Raw genomic sequence first — 20465 nt, 5'->3', positions numbered from 1 at the left:
CAGTTTGTGCCGGGATTTGAATGCTTCAATTAATATCAAGAACCGGGGGACACACGGTCTTAAAGCTCAGTCAATGTCTTCATAGAAGAGTCGCTGAGAAGCCCACACTCACCCGAAGGGGAGTGTGTGGAGTATGTCACAAGATGCCAGAATTGAATTAGAACAATTACATCTTTTACAAAGTGAAGATAATTATTGACCATCCCGATGTCGCTACCAGTTTCAACAATTTGGCAGGACCGAAATTTTACCATCACTGCAAAAATTATCTCATCAAGAAAAAATTAAAGCTATTCAATTTTTAGCCGCAGAATTAGCTAGAAATGAACAAAATCCAGATTTTCTTGAAAATGGTAAAACTTATGAAGTTTGGTCGCCTTATGATGCTTTTGCAGCCGAGCAAACTTTAACTGATATGTTACAGCAACATTTACAAGCAGAAACCAAATAACTAAATGACATTTAAAAAACGCTTTCAATTTATTAAAAAATCGAACTCTTTAAGTGAAATTAGCTTAGTCCCTAATCTGCCTTTGCGCTTATCATATCAAGATAAGTCGATTTCAGTATCAGGATTATTAGACACAGGAGCAAGTGTCAATGTTTTACCCTACGAAATAGGATTACAATTAGGACTAGATTGGGATAAGTGTAATACATCTGTTACCCTAGCGGGTAATTTAGCTAAATTTCCCGCGAAAGGAGTTATTTTATCAGCTACCATTGATGAATTTCTACCTGTGACGCTGGTTTTTGCTTGGACTCAAGCTGAAAATACACCTTTGCTGTTGGGAAGAATCAATTTTTTTCAAGAGTTTGATGTGTGTTTTTATGGTTCTCAATTAGCCAGGACTTACGCAAAATATCTCTCAAACCCTCATTTCTCTGTGTTCTCTGTGCCTCTGTGGTTCGTTTACTCCGTAACTAGTGCGTAAGTCCTATTAGCTTTTGAAATTTTTACTAAGGATCATGAATTTAATAAGGTGTCAAACTTTGTTTGAGGTTTCTTGTCCTACGTCAAAGATAATAACCAGGAATTACAGGTTATTTAATCCACGATCCTAAGTCTAATGAATTGTAACTGGTGCTTTAGCAGTAACGCACAAAGGTATCGCTCTTTCTGTTCTTTAGGATAATGAAGTGCGATCGCTTTTGGGTGGTTATAGAAAATGGAAAGCGATTCCCGCTATCTCTTCGAGACGCGATCGCGATCGCTCAAAAAAAGCTATAATTTAGAAAATACCCTTAATTAATGTCTTATGTTAACTACATACACCGCAAAATATACCAAAATAAATAGTGGATATATGGGACAACTGATTGAATGGCAAGAAGTCATTACCGAAGGAGAAACACTAGAAATATGCAGAACTATGTTACAAGATGCACTCAAAGAAATGATTCTTGCCTATCATCAGCAAAATAAAGAAATTCCCACAGGAAACTCTTTACTTGAACAAATTCCTGTAGAAGTATAATCATGTCCGTAAAACGAAAAGATCTAATTAAGTATTTGGAAGAAAATGGATTTTATTTATTGCGGGAAGGTGGCAATCATTCTATTTATACTAATGATATAAAAACTATTCCCGTCAAAAGACATCGTGCAATTGACCGCATTACTGCCAACGCAATTTGTAAACAAGCTGATTTATTACCTAAATTTTAAACCTTATGGTGTCACTTTTTAAGATGAAGAAGAATGATGAATTTCCTTTTGGTCAAGCCAGAAGAATTAGTCCATTAGAAGTAATAGCTTCCCATTACCCCTAATGTAACCTCTGCATGAGGATTCTGGCTTGTTCACTGATAGCTTGCCAATTTTCCTGTAATACTGATTCTGTGGGGAATAATTCGCCACTTAACCCCACCGCTACTGCACCAACTTGTAAAAAATCTTGAGCATTTTCTAATGTTATACCCCCCGTAGGAATTAGGGGAATATGCCCAAGGGGTCCTTGTAAACTCTTAATATAGCTAGTTCCGCCCACTGCTTGCACCGGAAACACCTTGACACAACTTGCACCATGATTCCATGCGGTAATAATTTCTGTGGGTGTCAATGCACCAGGAATAATGGGGATATTTGCGGTTAATGCAGCTTGAATCATATCTAGATCAGTGTGGGGACTGAAGAGAAATTGCGCCCCACAGGCGATCGCCTCTTGTAACTGTTGAACGTTAAATAATGTCCCCGTACCAATCATACAGTTAGGTAATTTAGCACGGAGTTGGGCAATTAATTCCGGTGCGCGATCGCTATTCCAAGTAATTTCAATTAACTGCATTCCTCCAGATGCTACAGCTAAAGCCATTTTCTCACCCCATACCATCTTCGGGGCGCGAACAACAGCGATCGCTCGATGTAATTTTAACTGTGACAACCAAACTTGATTAGACATTCTTACTGTGACTGTGACTTGCAACCAAGAGGTTAAAAACCTCAAATATAAACATAACCTAGGAACAGAATCTTAACATTCCATCTTGCTTATTTACTCAATCTATGTCATATTATATATATCACTAAATCTATCGGATTACCGTAGTTTAAAATGAACCTAGCAAAACAGATGGAGATTCAAGATTTCCAGAACTTATTCCGCATATTTTCAATACATCGAGTTTTATGGCATTTATATGCTTATGTTACAGTTTTCAAAGTCCTCATGCTCACCTTGGTAAGTATAATTTTCTTGAGTATCCATTGGACTCACCGCAAATTATTTTCCCACCGTCGCGTCATAGAAACAAATGAATGGGACTTAAACAGCATCAATTAAACCAACGAGTGAATTTAATTTTGTCCGACTACTTAGCGACTCTGCACGAAACAAAAAAGGGCGGGTATCAAACCCACCCCAGTTGTAATTACAAATTAATTACCAATTATCGGCGCACTCAAAGAGACATTTTGCACTGCTTTGGTTGTGGCTAAGGTTGGGACAGAATCACGCAGTCTTGCTGTTAATTGTACAGTTGTAGCGTCGTACATTTGGGTTAGCAATTTGGGATAAAAACCAATACCAATAATAGGTATCAACAAACAAGCAATGATAAAAACTTCACGGGGTTCAGCGTCTATCAAATTTTGATGAGAAACTAACTCTTCATTTTCTTGTCCGTAGAAAATTTCGCGCAACATTGAAAGGAGATAAATTGGCGTTAAAATCACACCAACAGCCATCAAGAAAATGACAATGACTTTAAATGTCGAGTTATAAGCATCACTGGTGGCAAAGCCGACAAATACCATTAATTCGGCGACAAAACCGCTCATTCCTGGTAATGCTAAAGAAGCCATTGAACAAGTTGTAAACATGGCGAAAATCTTTTGCATTTTCTTACCGACACCACCCATTTCATCTAACATGAGGGTGTGTGTGCGATCGTAAGTTGCACCGACTAGAAAGAACAAACTTGCCCCAATTAAGCCGTGAGAAACCATTTGTAAAACTGCGCCACTTAAACCCAAGTCGGTGAAAGAGGCAATCCCAATGAGAACAAAGCCCATGTGGGAAATTGAAGAGTAGGCAATTTTCCGTTTTAAATTCCTTTGGGCAAAGGAGGTTAGGGCAGCGTAGATGATATTTACTACCCCCAAAACCACTAACACTGGAGCAACGTAAGCGTGGGCATCGGGTAGCATTTGGGCATTCATGCGAATTAAGGCATAACCACCCATTTTTAACAAAATACCTGCTAGTAACATATGCACGGGGGCTGTAGCCTCACCGTGGGCATCTGGTAGCCAGGTATGGAGGGGAATGATGGGCAACTTGACAGCGTAGGCAATCAGGAAGCCAGCGTAGAGTAAAAGTTGTAAATTGAGTCCAAAATCTTTTAAGGACAGCGATCGCATATCGAATGTCACTGTATCGCCATAAAACCCCATTGTCAAGGAAGACAGCAAAATAAACAGCGAACCACCAGCGGTGTACAAAATAAATTTAGTCGCTGCATATTGGCGTTTTTTCCCGCCCCAAATTGACAACAGGAAGTATATGGGGACAAGTTCCAATTCCCACACCAGGAAAAATAACAGCATATCCTGAACGGCAAAAACGGCAATTTGACCGCCATACATTGCCAAAATTAGGAAATAAAACAATTTCGGCTTTAGTGTGACAGGCCAAGCGGCTAAGATTGCCAGGGTGGTAATAAATCCTGTTAAGAGAACCAGAGGCATGGATAAGCCATCAACCCCTAAAGACCAATTTAAGCCCAATTGGGGAACCCAGGGATAACTTTCCACCAGTTGCAAATCGGGATTAGAGAAATCGTATCCAGTATAAAAAGCGCAGACAATGAGGACAAAATCTATCAACCCGACAATGAGAGAATACCAGCGCACGGTTTTTCCATCTTTATCTGGGATGATGGGAAGGAGTAGTGATGCGGCTATGGGAAATAAAATAATCGTCGTCAGCCACGGGAAATTAGCTATATTCATCACAATTAATCTGCTATTAAAATCATGTTTGGCAGCAAGTTAGGATCTAATAACTTCTAAATCACCTTAAATCAAGGATTACAGCCACAAGGTTAACATAGATGCTCAAATTAAGTTAATTTTAGATAAAAGAATTAACCAAATTTACCGTTAATGTAAGCTTTGGTGTCTTCCTGTTGAGGATCACTGAAAATCATCTCAGTTGAGTTGTACTCTACTAAGTAGCCACTACGTCCACCTGTTTCGGAAGCTTTAACGTTAAAAAACGCGGTTTTATCAGATACTCGTGATGCTTGGTGCATATTGTGGGTGACAATGACGATGGTATATTGTTCTTTGAGTTCGTGAATTAGTTCTTCTATCCGTGCAGTAGAGATAGGATCAAGGGCAGAACATGGTTCATCCATCAGGATAACTTCTGGTTGGACAGCGATCGCCCGCGCAATACATAAACGCTGTTGTTGTCCACCGGATAATGATAACCCATTTTGTCGCAATTTATCCTTGACTTCATCCCACAAAGCCGCCTGCCGCAAACTCCGTTCCACCAATTCATTCATATCACCCCTGTAGCCATTGATTCTCGCGCCAAAGGCAATATTTTCGTAAATTGACTTGGGAAAGGGGTTGGGTTTTTGAAATACCATACCAATGCGTCTTCGCACTTCTACAGGATCAATATTCGGTGCATAGATATTTTTATCATAGAAATAAACTTTACCTTCGGCTCTAAATGAGTCAATTAAATCATTTAGCCGATTATAACATCGCAATAAGGTAGTTTTACCACAACCGGAAGGACCGATAAAAGCGGTGACTCGATTTTTAGGAATATCTAACCAAACATTTTGTAAAGCCAAAAACTTGCCATAATAGATATTTAAGTTTTCTGTGCGTAAAACCGATTCAGTTCCATTAATTGTGCTAATGATAGTATTCATAAAATCGGGCTTGATGAAGGAGGCAGGAGTCAGGAGTTCAGGAGGAAGAAGAAAGAAGAATAGTTTTCACCAATTACCAATTACCAATTACCCGTTCCCTTGCTAACAATTTTTAACGCCAACTTAATTAGATAAATTAAATCTTTTTTCTAGTCACCCAGCGAGCAATAATACTAGTAATTAAAACCATCAACACGAGAATTAAAGACGCAGCCCAAGCTAAAGATTGCCAAGTTTGATAGGGAGAAGTGGCAAAGTTGTATACTAAAACCGCTAGAGAAGCAGTTGGTTTGAGGATACTATCTGGCCAAAAAGCAGAAAAAAGAGCCGTAAATAGTAATGGTGCAGTTTCTCCAGCCGCACGAGCGATCGCTAAAGTAGAACCAGTGACAATCGCAGGTAAGGCAGTCGGCAATACTATCAATATCACAGTTTGTAAATTAGTGCTTCCTAGTCCAATAGATGCTTGTCGTAAATCTTGAGACACTAATTGCAAAGCCTCGTCTGTAGTTCGCACAATAATCGGTAACATCAAGATTGCTAGGGCGAATCCACCTCCCAGGGCTGAATAAGAGCCTAAATGCAGTTTTACCAAGGTTAAAACCACAATTCCATAGGCAAATACCCCAGCAATAATCGAGGGAACTCCACTGAGAACATTAGTAGCAAAACGTATCCATCTGGCAATTTTTAGAGAACTAAACTCACTTAAATAAATTGCTGCCAACACACCAACAGGAACACTAATGATCGCAGCAATTCCTACCATTAATAATGTTCCTAAAATGGCATTACCAAAACCGCCATTTTTCCCGAAGGGAGGAGGTGGCAACTCTGTAAAAACATTGATATCTAAACTACTAAAACCTCTAATTACTACATAATAAAGCACTGCCAATAAAGGAATCAGTGCCAAAAATCCACAAACAAAAGCTAATCTAGTCATGACCATATTAACCAATGTTCGAGGAGACGAAAGAGAACGAGTCAGGCTGCCTCGCGGAAACAAAGAATTCATAATTTAACCATAGTATTAGTTATGCAATTTGGGATTTACGTTAGCGAAGCGTAAGCAGCGCAGCGAGTATTTTTACGTTCTGAAAGATGGGGAACTATACCAAATTTTTAATCTAAAATCTAAAATCTAAAATCTAAAATTCCTAAATTCGCTGCATTCGTGCCACAATAAAATCCGCCAGAATATTGACGATCATTGTTAAAATAAATAAAACTAAAGCTGCATACATTAAAGCCGCAATTTGTAACCCATTAGCTTCAGCAAATTGATTTGCTAATAAAGAAGAAATCGTATTTGATGGTGCTAAGAGAGAGATATTAATATTATTAGCATTCCCGATTAACATTGTCACAGCCATTGTTTCACCCATTGCCCTCCCAAGTGCCAACATTACCGCACTGACAATGCCAGAAAAGGCAGCAGGAATAATAACTTGAAAAATGGTTTCCCAACGGGTTGCACCTATTCCTAAAGCGGCTTGACGCAAACTTGAAGGTACAGAAATCAAGGCATCACGAGAGATAGCCGTGATAATTGGCAAAATCATAATTGCTAATATTACTCCTGCTGGTAACATTCCTGGTCCAGTGGGTGCAGAACTAAAAACTGGCAACCAGCCTAGATAAGTATGTAGCCATGTGCCTAAATTTTTTAACACAGGGATTAAGACAAAAATTCCCCAAACTCCATAAACAACACTGGGAATAGCTGCTAGGAGTTCTACTAAAAATACCAGGACTAAATTTACCTGGGGGGGGAGAAAATTCTCACTCAATAAAATTGCTGTTCCTACACCAATAGGGAGGGCTAAAATCAGTCCAATTAAAGAACTGATGAGAGTTCCGTAAATGGCTGGTAGTACCCCATATTCATTATTAACAGGATTCCAACTGCTGGTAACAAAGAAATTAATCCCGAATTTTTGGATAGCCGGTAAAGCACTAGTGGTAATTTGCCAGGCAATCCATAATATAATAGCAGCGATCGCTAGGGCAAAAATTCGAGTTATCCAAATAAAGCTGCGATCTAAATTTCTATCTATTTCCGAACGGTTTTTTGTGGTTAATGAATCTTCTTGAAAAACTGTAGTCATTTTCTTGACTCCTTACTTCTGGCTTCTGAGAAAGGGCGCAGGCCCTGCGCCCCTACTTTGACAAACGGAAATATGATAATCAGGACTAATTTGATCTGCCGCTGCTGCGACTTTATTAATTACATTGGCTGGTAAGGGTACATATCCTAATTCACTAGCTATCTTTTGTCCATCGGTTAAAGCATATTCAATAGTTGCTTCCATTGCTTTAGCTTTGCCGGCATCAGTATATTTTTTATAGGCGAGAATCCAAGTGTAAGTTACTATTGGGTAGGATTCTGCACCTTCAGGGTCGGCAATAAAAGCACGCAGATTTTCTGGTAAAGTTACTGATGCTAGAGTTTTAGATGCTGATTCTTCAGAAGCTAAAACAAACTGGTTGGATTTATTTTCTAAAGATGCAAATTTGAGCTTACTTTCCTTAGCATAGCCATATTCTACATAACCAATAGAACCTTGAGTTTGTTGAATTTGGGCGGTAACACCTTCATTACCTTTAGCACCAACTCCTATCGGCCATTTTACACTTTTACCTTCACCGACTTGAGTTTTCCATTCTGGACTAATGGTACTAAGATGTTTGGTGAAAACGCCCGTAGTTCCGCTACCATCAGCGCGATAAATGACTTTGATTTCCTCTTTTGGCAATTTTAGATTAGGATTGATTTTAGCGATCGCCGGATCATCCCAAAATTTAATTTTACCTAACAGAATATCAGTGTAAACTGCTCGTGATAACTGGAGTTGAGGAACTTCTGGCAAATTATACGCGAGGACAATACTACCCGCAGTTAGAGGTAATAGTAGCACACCTTTTTCTGCCGGAACTTTGTTAATTTCTTCATCCTTCATTGCTACATCACTAGCGCCAAAGTCTAATGTTCCTTGGGTAAACTGCTCAACACCCGCACCACTACCCACAGACTGATAATTAACTTTTAAATTGGGATATTTTTTATTTAACTCTGTAAACCAAGTTTGATAAAGTGGGGCAGGAAAAGAAGCGCCCGCACCGATTAATTCTACATTACCTCCTAAATCTAGTTTCTGAGCATCGGCAGTAGTTGTATTTGTCGTTTTACCAGGAGACTCACTCATAATTGGATTCTTTGAGTTAGTTTTTCCACAAGCTGATAGACTAATTACTACTGTTAATACAGATATTGAAACTATCAGGCGATGATTTTTCATGAAACTGATTTTAAGTAGAGCTTACTAAAATCTTCTTTCCCTCGGCTTCTTAGAGGTTGTTTGAAAAGTCTAAATTCATACATCTCTGGGCGGTTAGAAACCGCGTCTACACAGGCGAAACCCACCTGCGTGGGTTTGAAAACCTTAATTTTGTGTTAGTCCACGAAGGTGGACTTTGTTTGTGTAGTAGCGAATTATATTCGCCGAAAACTTTTCAAACGTCCTCTTAGTCCCCTACCTTGTTTCCAAGACTATTTTTAGCCCCAAGTTACTCCTGAAACCATTGATTGATAAAGGGTTGAGATTTATCAAGCCTCCAGTTCGGATCAGTGTGCCTGGGAGTTCATTATATTCACCGAAAACTTGTTAAACATCCTCTTAAAGATAGGTTGATTATCCATTAGGAGACTTTCAATGTATAATTTTGCAATTTCTGTTATATTAGCGATCGCTTCTTCAAAAGTATCTCCTTGAGAATGACAGCCCTGAAAAAGAGGACAAAAAGCGTGATCATCTCCATCTTTCTCCTTGGCGAGAAGGACGGTATAATTGTAAACTTATTGACCTTTTACCTACTGTTAATTAACCCTTGCGCCTAATCAATGTTTGCTGCCTCGAATCAACTGCTATGGTCTATGATAGGCTTGCTCCTCACAGTGGGTGGTACTTTCCTGGAAGCTTATGGTGTTACCTCACCTTGGAATTGGAGTCAGCACGGAATTCAAACCCTTTCACTAGGTGTCAGCTATCAAATTGGTGCAGTCCTACTGGTCGGCTGTTTAGGAGGTCAAAATGCTGGTGCGCTCTCGCAAATTGCCTATTTAGTCATGGGATTAACCTTATTGCCCGTATTTGCCGAAGGAGGCGGTATCGGTTATGTTAAACTATCTCAGTTTGGTTATTTGCTAGGATTTATTCCCGGAGCTTGGATTTGTGGATATTTAGCCTTTAAAGCTCGACCTCGGCTAGAAACTCTAGCTTTTAGTTGTCTTTGTGGCTTATTCACCGTTCACATCTGCGGTATTGCTTATTTAATCATCAGTTATATCTTACCCTGGAGAGGAACAGACAATCTATCACTGATTCAAGCTATTCTGAAATACTCCTGCTTTGCACTGCCAGGACAACTAGTGGTTGTTTGTGCCGTTACCATAGTAGCTTATGTGCTACGACATATAATGTTTTATTAGTCATTGGTCAATGGTCAATGGTCATTAGTCATTGGTCATTGGTCATTGGTCATTGGTCATTGGTCAGTAGCAAAGAAGAACAACTGACAACCGACAACTGACAAATTCATCATGCGTATAAAAAATCGCTTCTTCTGGATTGCCGCTCTGATAGCATTTCTATTAGACCAACTGACAAAATACTGGGTAGTGAAGACCTTTAACCCAGGACAAACACTACCACTATTGAGGGGAGTCTTTCATTTTACCTATGTGACTAATACAGGTGCAGCTTTTAGTTTATTAAGTGGCAAAGTAGAATGGTTACGCTGGCTATCTTTGGGCGTTAGTTTAGTATTGATAACCATTGCATTATCTGGACCATTGTTAAGTTTTTGGGAGCAAATGGGTTATGGTTTGATTTTAGGGGGAGCAATGGGCAACGGTATTGATAGATTTATACTAGGGTATGTCGTTGACTTTCTGGATTTTCGATTAATTAATTTTGCCGTGTTTAATATGGCTGATTCTTTTATTAGCATTGGTATAGTCTGCTTGTTAATTGCCTCATGGAAAAAAACACCAAGTAATTAAAAAATTTAATTCTTCTTGGGAAAATTCCCCTACTTTCCCGTTAATTTTTAACTTTTAACTTGCAATTGTTTATGAGTTCTCCCCAACCTCCTCAAAAGCCAAAAACTATAATTGGTCAAGTAACTCAAGCGGTCAGCACCATTCATGCTAGAGTCAACTTTTCCATGAAGCTCAAACCCAATGCGAAAGTACCAAAACTATTGGTCCATGATGCCGGCGGGAATCAAGAAGAAGAATATGATTTATTAGGCGATCGCTATATACTAGGACGGAGTTCAAAATCCTGTGATATCGTCGTCCGTAACCCACTTATCAGCACAGTTCACCTCTCATTATCACGGGACTCCACCCAAAACACCCCCGTTTTCACCATCAAAGACGAAAACTCCACCAACGGGATTTATCTTGGCAAAAGGCGGATAAATACCCTAGAACTGCGTCATGGTGATGTTATTAACCTAGGACCACAGGATCTAGCTGATGCTGTGAGTATTCAATACATAGACCCACCCACCTGGTACGTCAAAGCTGCCACCTGGACAGCCTATGGAGTCGGTGGTGTCACGGCTTTAATTGCCTTAGCCATAGGTGCAGAATGGCTGAAATTTTCCGTCAGACCCCTACCTACAGCCACTCGCGCCCCGGTCGTCGTCTATGCCCGTGATGGCTCAACCCCCCTCCGTGAACCCCGCAACATCGCCCACATAGACCTGAAAAAATTATCAGACTTTGGTCCATATTTACCTGCTGCGGTCGTAGCCTCCGAAGATAGTCGTTACTATTGGCACTTTGGCGTAGACCCTCTGGGTGTGTTACGAGCCTTACTTATCAACAGTCGTAGCGGTGACGTTCAACAGGGGGCAAGTACAGTTACCCAACAAGTAGCTCGAAGTTTATTCCGGGAATATGTCGGCAGTCAAGACTCTTTAGGACGGAAAGTTAAAGAAGCCGTCGTCTCCCTCAAACTAGAAACCTTTTACAGCAAAGACGATATTTTACTAACCTACTTAAATCGTGTATTTTTAGGTGCAGACACCTCCGGCTTTGAAGATGCAGCCAAATATTATTTTAACAAATCCGCCAAAGAATTAACCCTAGCCGAAGCAGCCACCCTAGTAGGGATTTTACCAGCCCCCAATGCCTTCGATTTTTGTGGCAGTGGTCCCCGGAAACTCGGTGCAGCCGACTATCGCAATCGAGTCATTAAACGACTGCTAGAAATGGGCAAAATTACCCAAGAAGAAGCCAACCGCGCTCGCCGTTCTACAGTTCAAGTTAGCCCCAAAGTTTGCGAAAGGCAAGCCAAAACCATTGCCCCCTATTTCTATGATTACGTCTTTCAAGAACTCACATCAAGGCTAGGCCCTGTAGCAGCCAGAGAAGGTAACTATATCATCGAAACCCAACTTGATCCAGCTATCCAAGCCAAAGCCGAAGCCGAATTAAAAAATTCCGTCACCAAAGCCGGCTCGAATTTTGGATTTTCCCAAGGAGGAATGGTGACTCTGAACTCCAAAACCGGGAGTATTATAGCTATGGTAGGCGGGACTGATTACAAAAAAAGCCAGTTTAATCGCACCGTTCAAGCTCAAAGACAACCGGGTTCTACCTTTAAAATTTTTGCCTACGCTGCGGCTATAGAAAAAGGGTTTTCGACCTACAAAAGTTATTCTTGCAGTCCTTTAACTTGGCAAGGTTTTACCTATAAACCCTGTCGGGCTGGTGCTGGTGGTAGTTTAGACATAGCCACTGGTTTGGCAATGTCAGAAAACCCCATTGCTTTGCGGGTAGCCAAGGAAATTGGCTTGAATAAAGTCGTAGATATGGCGCAGCGGTTGGGTATTAAATCCAACCTTGAGGAAGTACCCGGTTTGGTATTAGGTCAAAGTGTAGTTAATGTGTTAGAAATGACCGGGGCTTTTGGGGCAATTAGTAATCGTGGAGTCTGGAATCCCCCCCATGCTATTAGTAAAATTCGTGACAGTAGTGATTGCAAGGATCTCAAAGACTTTGAAACCTGTCGAGTAATTTACTCCTTCGATACAGATCCAAATGGTTCTAAGGAAGTGCTAAAATCAGCAGTTGCCAATCAAATGACTACTATGATGCGGGGAGTCATTACTAGTGGTACAGGTCGTAGTGCGGCTATTGGTTTAGGCGAAGCAGGTAAAACCGGAACCACAAATGATAATGTTGACCTCTGGTTTATTGGTTTTATTCCTAGTCGTCAACTTGTCACCGGCATTTGGCTTGGAAATGACAATAATTCACCTACCTCCGGCAGCAGCGCCCAAGCGGCACAACTTTGGGGTAGTTATATGAGTAAAATTACTAAATAGGGTTTGCTGAATAAGTGCACCTGTCCCGGATTTCTCACAGACAACTTATTCAGCAAGAGTCCTAGTATTTCTAATTCATCACCAATTATCCCCATTTCAGAATCTACATCACGTTCACATGATAATGTAGTTGATGCCACTAAACCTTTGTAAAATACACATCCCATTCCTAAAGCTTCTAATGAATTAGAACGGATAAATCAATAATGAAATTCAGAATTAAACGTTTAATTGCTTTGTTTTTAACTTTAGTCAGAAGTGATGCTCAAGTTAATATGAAGAGACTGGCTGAGGTGACTAAAAGTTGTCAGCAAGATGTGTTTTCTAAAGAATACTATCAACAAATGCTACTGGATGTTGATCAGTGGGATAACAATGATTTAGAAAAATGTATCTACTGCCGATATTATAGCTCCTTAATTTTGGATAAATTCCCTGAACTCGCTTTAACAGGAGACATATTACCCGGATATCCTGGTTATGTAGCTGTTGGACAACTAGCAAGCATCTTTATTTCTCCTGGTTACACCGGGATGCAGTTGTTAGAATGTATTATTGCTAACGATACCTCTAGTGATGTATGCTCCAATTGCAGGAGGATATCTGGAGGCACAAAATATAGGTCTAATGGTTTAATATCATCCTACTTACCTTATGTTTGCCCTTCTTGTGTTGTAGCTCATGACGAAGTATCAGGTTCACAAGAGGCAATTTTAAAAGCTTTTATCGAATGGTTTCTTAAACTTGATAAACCACAAAGGAGAGAAGTAATTTCTATTTTAGGGGATGAAGATGAAGCTATTAAGTTGAGGTACTCACTAGTTGATGAATCTATAAAAGCAGTAGAAGAATATAGAAAAACACGGGCAAGGATTGAGCAGCAGGAACAGGAGCGACAGAGAAGAGAATTACTTGATGATTAGGTTTTTGTAATTTGGTAGGTTGGGTTGACACAAGAAAACGCAATAATAACTAATAACAGCGTAACCTATAATTAATGATAATAAATAATTAAAAATAATGCTCAAAGCTATTAGACTAACTGAGGCAATTAAACCTGAAAGTTATCTATATCAAAAAGCCCAAGAGTTAAAATCTGGATTTGCGCGAAAAATGCTCAAATTAGCACAGGAGAAAATGAATGAGAAAGATGCCGATACATGATTAAAAATTGCCCGACAAATTCCGCCTATTCCTGAATTACAAGCGGAAGTTGATGATTTTATGGTTTTGGGTGAAGCTCAAAGAAGTGCCCCAGAAAAAGATTAGACTATGGACAGCAAAAATTTCGGGAGATAGAAAAGGGAAAAGAACAATAAAGGCTATTAGAAAAGAAGGAGAACCAATACGAGCGAGCAGAATGGTAATTTTTCTGCCTATCTAATAAACTATAAGAATCATAAATAATTAAATAATTGATGATGTTTCTTTTTCTTCTCCTTGTATCTTATCTTCGTGTCCTTCGTGTCTTCGTGGTTTGTAAAAAAGTAATTTAGTAGGTTGGGTTGACGCAAGGAAACCCAACAATAATCAATAACAGCGTAACGTAGAATTAATGATAATAAGCTACAACATACGACACATCAGATAGAATCATGACCACAGAAGCAGAATATCAAGCAAGAATTACCAGCTATAACTGGGATGATTTAATCAAATTATGGTCAGAAATTGAATCAGGTAATACACCAAATTGGGATGCGGGTAAAGCGTTAGAGTATCTCGTTTTACGAGCATTTCAACTTAACAACGCCGAAGTAACCTGGCCTTATAGCGTCTATTTAGATGGAGAAGAAATAGAACAAATTGACGGAGTAGTTTATGCAGATGGCTTATCTTGTATAATAGAATGTAAAGACACAGCAAAACCTGTTAAAATTGAACCTATAGCCAAGTTAAGAAATCAACTATTACGCAGACCAGCAGCAACTATTGGGAGTATATTTAGTCGTAGTGGATTTACAGAAGCATCGGAAACCTTAGCCGGATTTATTGCACCTCAAACTATTCTATTGTGGGGAGGAGAAGAAATTAAATATTGTTTAGAAAATGAGTGTATACGTAGAGCATTAATCAAAAAATATCGTATTTGTGTTGAACAAGGACTAGCTAATTACAGCATTAAAACAGAGGTTCTATCATGACTTTAGCTTATATAGTTCTAGAAGGTAATAAAAACCAAGAAATCTTAGAAAAATTACTACCTAAAAATCTGATTCAAGATGTGAAAATAGTAGTAGGTGAGAGTCAGTATGAAGTAAGATCATTAGCAAGTTCACTACTTGCTACCAAAAATACTCCTGTTATATTAATTCTAGATGCAGATACAGATAACGAATCTCAAATATTTGAAAAGCAAGATTTAATTAATTATTTATTACGTCGAGCATCTGCTGGTATTCCCTTTCAAGTTTCTCTAGCTGTTCCAGAAATAGAAATTATTTTAATACAAGATAAATCATTAATTGAAAAAATAGCACAACGTCAATTTAATGATTTAGAATGGAAATTTGCTCAAAGCAAACCTAAGGAATTTTTAGAGACAGTTTTAGGTAAAGAACAATCAATTAGTGAGAAAATATTTAGCAATATAAATGATGAAGAAATTAAGATATTGCAACAACATCCATTAATACAAGAAATAATGGAATTTTTGTCATTACTTACTCCGTCTTTTGTCGCAATTAACTAACCATATATTTGTAGGTTGGGTTGACATGAGGAAACCCAACATCATTTTTCAGATCCCCGACTTCTAAGATTAATTATTTGTTGAATAGAAAAATCTTGAAAAGAAGTCGGGGATCTTTTGGGAAAATGGAAATGCTTATAATGTAGAAATAGTGGATTACCATTAGGAGAAAATGTCATGGAAAACAACTTACTACATAATCCCCATCCTGGTGAAATTTTAAAATATGAATTTTTAGAAGAATTAGACATCAGCGAAAATACTTTAGCTGTTAATTTAGGTTTAACTTATCCTACTATTCAAGGAATTATTACAGGTAAACTTAAAATGACAGCAGATATAGATTTGCGCCTTTGTCGCTATTTTAGACTTTCAGATGGTTATTTCTTAAGATTGCAAAATGCTTATGAAATAATGGCAGCAAAAAGAAATTTAGGAGAAATTTTAAATCAAATTATTCCTTATTCTTTACTAGGAACAGATTAACGCAAATATGTTACATCTTCTTATCTGTTATAATGGTGAATGATAAAGTTACCAGTAATGTAATGATTAAATTACAAAAATTGCAAGAACAGGTATTAGAATTACCAATCAAAGAACGCTGGACTCTTGTACAAACCTTACTAGCATCAATCCAACAAGAAACTCTATCCTCTATTCCTCCTCAACCCACCCTAGACACCTTATCTGAACTTGACCCCTGGACACAAAGCCTCATAGGTGTAATTCGCTTAGAATCAGAAAATCCAGAGGAAAGTTATGTTAATTACCTAGAGGAGAAATATAGTTGAAACAGGTATTATTTGACAGCGATGTTTTGCTGGATATATTAGCACAGCGTCAAACGTTTGTTATTGCTTCAGCACAATCATTAAATACAGTCATGAAAAAACAGGTGCAAGGCTTTGTTTCAGGACACGCTATCACCAATATTTTCTATATTTTACGCCGTCAAATTGGTAGCGAAGCAGCACGTAAATTAATAGAAAACTTATTGCAACATATTCAAATTGCCAGTGTTACAAATCAAGTAATTCACCAAGCTTTGCAAAGTCCAATTAAAGATTTTGAAGATGCGGTAACAAGTGCAGCAGCAATGTCCGCAGGTTTAGAAATAATTGTCACCCGCAATAAAGCTGATTTTGTAGCTTCTTTAGTACCGGCAATGTTGCCAGAAGAGTTCTTGAAAATGCTTTCTGAGTAAATTAGTAGTAGGTTGGGTTGACGCAAGGAAACCCAACAAAAACAATATGAATACACCACCAGTAGATAGATTAGACCGGATAGAAGCGATATTAGAGCGCGTGGCAGTTCAACAGGAAACTACAGCAGTTAATCTGACGGAACTGATATATAAGGTTGATGACTTTATGGGAACTGCTACCAGTGTTTTGGGGAGAAATGCCATCCTTAACGATGTGGTAGTAGGACTAAATGAAACGGTAGGAAGATTAGATACTAACCTTGCTACTCTCCAAAGCAATTTTGCAGAGAATCAAAAATCAACCAATGCTGCTTTAGAAAGACTAGAAGCAATTTTGATAAAGCTGATGGATAGTTAGTTAATTGTGTTGTTTATCATCACGCCATAGTTAGGTTTTTGGGTTGCAAGGGGGTTGCATGACCTTGGCTATAGTGTTATGCTGACCTATGGCTTCAGAAGCTATAGATTGCTTCTAAATAACTTCATAAGGCACGCAAATTTAATAACCTGCAATTCTGATGTAAACTGGGAATGGTGCGTTACACTGTCGCTAACACACCCTACTTTTGCAATTTATTTAATTTAATTCACATTCCTAAGTTTTTGTCGTTGACTGAGCCAGGATGTTATCTAAAGTTATTCAGCAACGCCCATAATTTAAGGATTTACAAGATTAAAAATTTTTATGAATATTAGGGTATGCCCTGCGGTTGTGGTCTTGAGTCAAAATAGCGTTACAGTGGGGCGAAAAATTACTAATGTCTTAGCTGGTGCGAAATTATATGGTTTGGTTAATCGCACTCATGATGTTGATATTAGCTTTACCAATTTTGGCGAAACTTTACGAGAATTATTCGCCGCTGGTACACCGATAATTGGTATTTGTGCGGCGGGGATTCTAATTAGAACAATTGCACCGTTGTTAACTGATAAGGGACAAGAACCGCCAGTTTTAGCTGTAGCTGAAGATGGTAGTGCTGTTGTTCCGCTTTTGGGTGGTTTAAGTGGTGTAAATGATTTAGCGCGTCAGGTGGGGTCAGCACTGAATATCAAACCAGCAATTACCACAACGGGAGATATCCGCTTTCACACTGCTTTGTTATCTCCTCCTGCTGGATATCATTTAGCTAACCCAGAACATGGGAAAAAATTTATTGCTGATTTATTGGCTGGGGGAAAAGTTAAATTACAAGGAGTAGCGCCTTGGTTGAGTGAGAGTAATTTACCTATTGATGAAAATGGTGAGTTAATTATTCAAATTACTGAAAATTTGGGTAATTCTGATGTTAATTGTTTAGTTTATCATCCTGGGAAAATTGCGATCGCTCTCACCAACCCAGAACCAGATACAATCACTCAAATTCACCAAATCCTCGCAGAATCTAATTTAGCACCTGCCGCAGTGGCAGGAATATTTGCACCGCTACAACTGGCGAATAATTCCCAACTTCACTCTATAGCGACAACTTTGAGCGTTCCTACCCGCTTCCTACCCACCAATGAATTAACGGAATTGGTTTTGGCGGCTACAGGTGCAGATGGTCGAATTGTATCATCCCCATTTTCCCAGATAGCTGTTGCCATTTCCACGCAAATTATCAACCCTGACACTATCGGACAACCCCAGGGCAAATTAGCGATTATTGGTACGGGTCCTGGTGCATCTCAATGGATGTCACCCCAGGTAAAGGAAATTTTGGCAGCAGCGACGGATTTAGTCGGTTATAAAACTTATATTAATTTAATTGGACATCTCGCAGATGGTAAGCGTGTTCATGAATCAGATAACCGCGTGGAAGCAGAAAGGGCATATCAGGCGCTAGATTTAGCTGCATCGGGAAAATATGTAGCAGTTGTATCTTCTGGAGACCCCGGTATTTACGCAATGGCAGCGGCAGTGTTTGAGGTTTTAGAGCAATATCACAAACCAGAATGGCAAACTATTGATATTCAAGTCGCCCCTGGTATTTCGGCTATGCAAGCCGCAGCAGCCACTATTGGTGCGCCTTTGGGCCATGATTTTTGTGTGATTTCTCTCTCGGACATTTTGAAACCTTGGGAAATTATCGCTCAACGAATCACCGCTGCGGCTACAAGTGATTTTGTCATTGCTTTCTATAATCCTGTATCAAAAGAACGCACTTGGCAACTAGCCGCCGCGAAAAAGATTTTAATGGAATACCGCAAACCTGATACCCCAGTTGTGTTGGGACGAAATTTAGGAAGAAAGGGAGAAGAAGTCAAGGTTACGACTCTAAAGGAGTTAGAACCAGCATTAGCAGATATGCGAACTGTGATTATTATCGGTTCTTCCCACACTCGACAAATCCAGCAAGATCATAATATTTGGGTTTATACTTCCCGCCGATATAATTCTCAGTAATGATGTTTTTTCTGTTAAAAATAATATCCTTCTTTCTTTTTCCTAACTCCTGACTTCTGACTCCTTTAAGATATAACTCTGTTAATTATGTCTAGTTTATATCTGAGAAAGACTTGATTTTTTTATGATCATCATCAACAATAAAAACATCATGTTTCAGACATGATTGTAGCCAATAAAAGTGACAGAAGCCCTGATAATGTCCGCTCTTGCGGACATTTTACTTATTATAAATCCTGGAAATGATTCTTACTTTTTATTAAAAAAAGGCGAGTCACCCCGCCTCTATAAATCTATTTTAGGACTTACGCACAAGTCACGGAATAATGAACCACATTCGCGAAGCGTGCCGAAGGCATAGGAACGAAGAGAACGAAGAAAAGAGGGTTTGAGAGATATTTTGCGTAAGTCCTGTATTTATTACATTTTTATTTCAAATTAGTGGGGCATTGATTTTATAACTTTGTAATAGCAAGTTATCAAAATATCAACAATTACCAGCCCAAGTTATCCATTTATGGGATAAACCTATGTGCAAAATTTCTCCAGTTCTCTCGAATTCTGTGATAATTGTTGTTGTTAAATCAACGCCCGTAAATTCAGCTTCATTGACATTACTATCAATTAAATTGGCATGATGGAGATTAGCACCTGTAAAGTCAGCACCACTTATTTCTGCTTGGTTGAGATTTGCAGCGACTAAGTTTGCTGAAGTTAAATTTGCAGTTCGCAAATCAGCACCACTTAGGTTAGTTTTTCTGAGGCTGACTCTAGTTAAATCAGCGCCAATTAAGTTAACTCCACTGAGGTTGGCATTTTCTAAATTTGCTCTACTTAAATCAGCATTAGTGAGATTGGCTCTACTGAGGTTACACCCACTCAAATTTGCTTGAGTAAGATCCGCTCCGCTTAAATCTGCTGCTTCTAAATTTATGCCTCTCAAATCGGCACGTCTTAACATAGCTTGGTGCAGATTTATTTCCGGGAAATTCCTTTCTCCTGATTTATAAGACTTCAGAAGTTTTTGAGTATCCATATTTCCACCTCATTGTGTCTACAGGTGAGTTATTACACTTCCCAAACCACAGACAATTACTTGAGTTTCTAGCGATCGCAATCCGATTTTAGCTAAAAATCTTGTATTCATTATACCCTTAATTAAGAAAATAATTAAATAAACGTTACAATCTATGTAGTTTATGAAAAAAATAGCAATAGTTTAGATCAAAAATCCTTTTATGACAATTTATCAGTTTGCTTAATTCTAAGTCCGGGTGGTATTGAAATAAGCAATGGATATGATCCTCTTCTCCATTGAACTCCACAAGCTTGCAATCCCATTTAACTAATAGCTCTTCTAAAATGACGTGCAGCCGCCGTAACAT

The 20465-nt window shown here is 38.8% G+C and carries 23 protein-coding genes and 2 pseudogenes; 16 read left to right on the top strand and 9 right to left on the bottom strand.

What is annotated here, in order from left to right; all coding sequences use genetic code 11:
• The first annotated feature begins 455 nt into the window (after positions 1-455).
• The 3 genes from PN471_RS10205 (at position 456) to PN471_RS10195 (ending at position 1669) form a co-directional block, all read left to right on the top strand.
• Positions 456-935, top strand: a complete 480-nt coding sequence (locus PN471_RS10205; RefSeq protein WP_271776754.1) for a retroviral-like aspartic protease — start codon at positions 456-458, stop codon at positions 933-935.
• Between the two features lie 324 nt (positions 936-1259).
• Positions 1260-1478 (top strand): type II toxin-antitoxin system HicB family antitoxin, encoded by a 219-nt coding sequence (locus PN471_RS10200; protein ID WP_271776753.1) that lies wholly within the window; start codon positions 1260-1262, stop codon positions 1476-1478.
• A 2-nt stretch (positions 1479-1480) separates the two neighbouring features.
• Positions 1481-1669: a type II toxin-antitoxin system HicA family toxin gene (locus PN471_RS10195; protein WP_271776752.1), complete on the top strand. Its 189-nt coding sequence runs from the start codon at positions 1481-1483 to the stop codon at positions 1667-1669.
• Positions 1670-1769: 100 nt separating this feature from the next.
• On the opposite strand, the gene PN471_RS10190 is transcribed toward PN471_RS10195, so the two are convergent.
• Positions 1770-2402 (bottom strand): bifunctional 4-hydroxy-2-oxoglutarate aldolase/2-dehydro-3-deoxy-phosphogluconate aldolase, encoded by a 633-nt coding sequence (locus tag PN471_RS10190; RefSeq protein ID WP_271776751.1) that lies wholly within the window; start codon positions 2400-2402, stop codon positions 1770-1772.
• Between the two features lie 153 nt (positions 2403-2555).
• Between PN471_RS10190 and PN471_RS10185 the strand changes: the two genes are divergently transcribed.
• Positions 2556-2783 carry a hypothetical protein gene (locus PN471_RS10185; RefSeq protein ID WP_271776750.1) on the top strand — a complete coding sequence of 76 codons (228 nt, stop codon included), beginning with the start codon at positions 2556-2558 and terminating at the stop codon, positions 2781-2783.
• 95 nt (positions 2784-2878) lie between these two features.
• Here the strand turns inward: PN471_RS10185 and PN471_RS10180 are convergent, their stop codons facing one another.
• From PN471_RS10180 to PN471_RS10155, 6 genes and pseudogenes are all read right to left on the bottom strand, one after another.
• Complete coding sequence (locus PN471_RS10180) at positions 2879-4453, bottom strand: NAD(P)H-quinone oxidoreductase subunit 4 (RefSeq protein WP_271776749.1); 1575 nt, start codon at positions 4451-4453, stop codon at positions 2879-2881.
• Between the two features lie 134 nt (positions 4454-4587).
• Positions 4588-5394 (bottom strand): phosphate ABC transporter ATP-binding protein PstB, encoded by an 807-nt coding sequence (gene pstB, locus PN471_RS10175; RefSeq protein WP_271776748.1) that lies wholly within the window; start codon positions 5392-5394, stop codon positions 4588-4590.
• Positions 5395-5530: 136 nt separating this feature from the next.
• Complete coding sequence (gene pstA, locus PN471_RS10170) at positions 5531-6412, bottom strand: phosphate ABC transporter permease PstA (protein ID WP_271776747.1); 882 nt, start codon at positions 6410-6412, stop codon at positions 5531-5533.
• 142 nt (positions 6413-6554) lie between these two features.
• Entirely contained in the window at positions 6555-7505 is a 951-nt protein-coding gene (gene pstC / locus PN471_RS10165) for a phosphate ABC transporter permease subunit PstC (protein ID WP_271776746.1), read from the bottom strand.
• A 12-nt stretch (positions 7506-7517) separates the two neighbouring features.
• Positions 7518-8696 carry a phosphate ABC transporter substrate-binding protein PstS gene (pstS, locus tag PN471_RS10160; protein WP_271776745.1) on the bottom strand — a complete coding sequence of 393 codons (1179 nt, stop codon included), beginning with the start codon at positions 8694-8696 and terminating at the stop codon, positions 7518-7520.
• A 326-nt stretch (positions 8697-9022) separates the two neighbouring features.
• Positions 9023-9253: pseudogene (locus PN471_RS10155) on the bottom strand (type II toxin-antitoxin system HicB family antitoxin); the annotation flags it as partial.
• A 45-nt stretch (positions 9254-9298) separates the two neighbouring features.
• Between PN471_RS10155 and PN471_RS10150 the strand changes: the two are divergent.
• From PN471_RS10150 to cobJ, 12 genes are all read left to right on the top strand, one after another.
• Positions 9299-9886: a biotin transporter BioY gene (locus tag PN471_RS10150; RefSeq protein WP_271776744.1), complete on the top strand. Its 588-nt coding sequence runs from the start codon at positions 9299-9301 to the stop codon at positions 9884-9886.
• A 111-nt stretch (positions 9887-9997) separates the two neighbouring features.
• Positions 9998-10459, top strand: coding sequence for a signal peptidase II (gene lspA / locus PN471_RS10145; RefSeq protein WP_271776743.1), 462 nt, complete (start codon positions 9998-10000; stop codon positions 10457-10459).
• A 71-nt stretch (positions 10460-10530) separates the two neighbouring features.
• The gene (locus tag PN471_RS10140; protein ID WP_271776742.1) at positions 10531-12798 is read left to right on the top strand and encodes a transglycosylase domain-containing protein; all 2268 of its coding nucleotides are present in this window, start codon (positions 10531-10533) and stop codon (positions 12796-12798) included.
• 206 nt (positions 12799-13004) lie between these two features.
• Positions 13005-13721 (top strand): hypothetical protein, encoded by a 717-nt coding sequence (locus PN471_RS10135; RefSeq protein WP_271776741.1) that lies wholly within the window; start codon positions 13005-13007, stop codon positions 13719-13721.
• Between the two features lie 97 nt (positions 13722-13818).
• Positions 13819-13962 carry a hypothetical protein gene (locus PN471_RS23330; protein WP_334311909.1) on the top strand — a complete coding sequence of 48 codons (144 nt, stop codon included), beginning with the start codon at positions 13819-13821 and terminating at the stop codon, positions 13960-13962.
• Positions 13963-14393: 431 nt separating this feature from the next.
• Positions 14394-14942, top strand: coding sequence for a restriction endonuclease (locus PN471_RS10125; protein WP_271776740.1), 549 nt, complete (start codon positions 14394-14396; stop codon positions 14940-14942).
• Positions 14939-15490 (top strand): hypothetical protein, encoded by a 552-nt coding sequence (locus PN471_RS10120; protein ID WP_271776739.1) that lies wholly within the window; start codon positions 14939-14941, stop codon positions 15488-15490. The genes PN471_RS10125 and PN471_RS10120 overlap by 4 nt, the downstream gene beginning before the upstream one ends.
• 177 nt (positions 15491-15667) lie before the next feature.
• A complete protein-coding gene (locus PN471_RS10115; protein WP_271776738.1) occupies positions 15668-15976 on the top strand; it encodes a HigA family addiction module antitoxin in 309 nt (102 codons plus the stop codon).
• A 32-nt stretch (positions 15977-16008) separates the two neighbouring features.
• On the top strand, positions 16009-16284 hold the full coding sequence (locus tag PN471_RS10110; protein ID WP_271776737.1) for a hypothetical protein: 276 nt from the start codon (positions 16009-16011) through the stop codon (positions 16282-16284).
• Positions 16281-16697, top strand: a complete 417-nt coding sequence (locus tag PN471_RS10105; RefSeq protein WP_271776736.1) for a PIN domain-containing protein — start codon at positions 16281-16283, stop codon at positions 16695-16697. Before PN471_RS10110 ends, PN471_RS10105 begins: the two co-directional genes overlap by 4 nt.
• A gap of 46 nt (positions 16698-16743) precedes the next feature.
• Complete coding sequence (locus tag PN471_RS10100) at positions 16744-17055, top strand: hypothetical protein (RefSeq protein WP_053539173.1); 312 nt, start codon at positions 16744-16746, stop codon at positions 17053-17055.
• Positions 17056-17382: 327 nt separating this feature from the next.
• Positions 17383-19080 carry a precorrin-3B C(17)-methyltransferase gene (cobJ, locus tag PN471_RS10095; RefSeq protein ID WP_271776735.1) on the top strand — a complete coding sequence of 566 codons (1698 nt, stop codon included), beginning with the start codon at positions 17383-17385 and terminating at the stop codon, positions 19078-19080.
• Positions 19081-19567: 487 nt separating this feature from the next.
• Here the strand turns inward: cobJ and PN471_RS10090 are convergent, their stop codons facing one another.
• Together PN471_RS10090 and PN471_RS10085 are read right to left on the bottom strand one after the other, a co-directional pair.
• Positions 19568-20116 (bottom strand): pentapeptide repeat-containing protein, encoded by a 549-nt coding sequence (locus PN471_RS10090; RefSeq protein ID WP_271776734.1) that lies wholly within the window; start codon positions 20114-20116, stop codon positions 19568-19570.
• A 193-nt stretch (positions 20117-20309) separates the two neighbouring features.
• A pseudogene (locus PN471_RS10085) lies at positions 20310-20465 on the bottom strand (transposase); the annotation flags it as partial.

Source organism: Aphanizomenon sp. CS-733/32 (genome assembly GCF_028330045.1).
In the GTDB taxonomy this organism is placed as follows: Bacteria; Cyanobacteriota; Cyanobacteriia; order Cyanobacteriales; family Nostocaceae; genus Dolichospermum; species Dolichospermum gracile.
Note: the sequence above shows the minus strand (reverse complement) of the source record. Positions and strands in the feature narration are given on the sequence as shown.

Coding starts and splice junctions, on each gene's coding strand:
- PN471_RS10195 (WP_271776752.1), top strand. CDS start 1,481: ATGTCCGTAAAACGAAAAGATCTAATTAAGTATTTGGAAGAAAATGGA.
- PN471_RS10125 (WP_271776740.1), top strand. CDS start 14,394: ATGACCACAGAAGCAGAATATCAAGCAAGAATTACCAGCTATAACTGG.
- pstA (WP_271776747.1), bottom strand. CDS start 6,412: ATGAATTCTTTGTTTCCGCGAGGCAGCCTGACTCGTTCTCTTTCGTCT.
- PN471_RS10190 (WP_271776751.1), bottom strand. CDS start 2,402: ATGTCTAATCAAGTTTGGTTGTCACAGTTAAAATTACATCGAGCGATC.
- PN471_RS23330 (WP_334311909.1), top strand. CDS start 13,819: ATGCTCAAAGCTATTAGACTAACTGAGGCAATTAAACCTGAAAGTTAT.
- PN471_RS10090 (WP_271776734.1), bottom strand. CDS start 20,116: ATGGATACTCAAAAACTTCTGAAGTCTTATAAATCAGGAGAAAGGAAT.
- cobJ (WP_271776735.1), top strand. CDS start 17,383: ATGAATATTAGGGTATGCCCTGCGGTTGTGGTCTTGAGTCAAAATAGC.
- PN471_RS10200 (WP_271776753.1), top strand. CDS start 1,260: ATGTTAACTACATACACCGCAAAATATACCAAAATAAATAGTGGATAT.
- PN471_RS10110 (WP_271776737.1), top strand. CDS start 16,009: ATGGTGAATGATAAAGTTACCAGTAATGTAATGATTAAATTACAAAAA.
- PN471_RS10100 (WP_053539173.1), top strand. CDS start 16,744: ATGAATACACCACCAGTAGATAGATTAGACCGGATAGAAGCGATATTA.
- lspA (WP_271776743.1), top strand. CDS start 9,998: ATGCGTATAAAAAATCGCTTCTTCTGGATTGCCGCTCTGATAGCATTT.
- pstC (WP_271776746.1), bottom strand. CDS start 7,505: ATGACTACAGTTTTTCAAGAAGATTCATTAACCACAAAAAACCGTTCG.
- PN471_RS10185 (WP_271776750.1), top strand. CDS start 2,556: ATGAACCTAGCAAAACAGATGGAGATTCAAGATTTCCAGAACTTATTC.
- PN471_RS10120 (WP_271776739.1), top strand. CDS start 14,939: ATGACTTTAGCTTATATAGTTCTAGAAGGTAATAAAAACCAAGAAATC.
- PN471_RS10140 (WP_271776742.1), top strand. CDS start 10,531: ATGAGTTCTCCCCAACCTCCTCAAAAGCCAAAAACTATAATTGGTCAA.
- PN471_RS10180 (WP_271776749.1), bottom strand. CDS start 4,453: ATGAATATAGCTAATTTCCCGTGGCTGACGACGATTATTTTATTTCCC.
- PN471_RS10150 (WP_271776744.1), top strand. CDS start 9,299: ATGTTTGCTGCCTCGAATCAACTGCTATGGTCTATGATAGGCTTGCTC.
- pstS (WP_271776745.1), bottom strand. CDS start 8,696: ATGAAAAATCATCGCCTGATAGTTTCAATATCTGTATTAACAGTAGTA.
- PN471_RS10115 (WP_271776738.1), top strand. CDS start 15,668: ATGGAAAACAACTTACTACATAATCCCCATCCTGGTGAAATTTTAAAA.
- PN471_RS10205 (WP_271776754.1), top strand. CDS start 456: ATGACATTTAAAAAACGCTTTCAATTTATTAAAAAATCGAACTCTTTA.
- PN471_RS10135 (WP_271776741.1), top strand. CDS start 13,005: ATGAAATTCAGAATTAAACGTTTAATTGCTTTGTTTTTAACTTTAGTC.
- pstB (WP_271776748.1), bottom strand. CDS start 5,394: ATGAATACTATCATTAGCACAATTAATGGAACTGAATCGGTTTTACGC.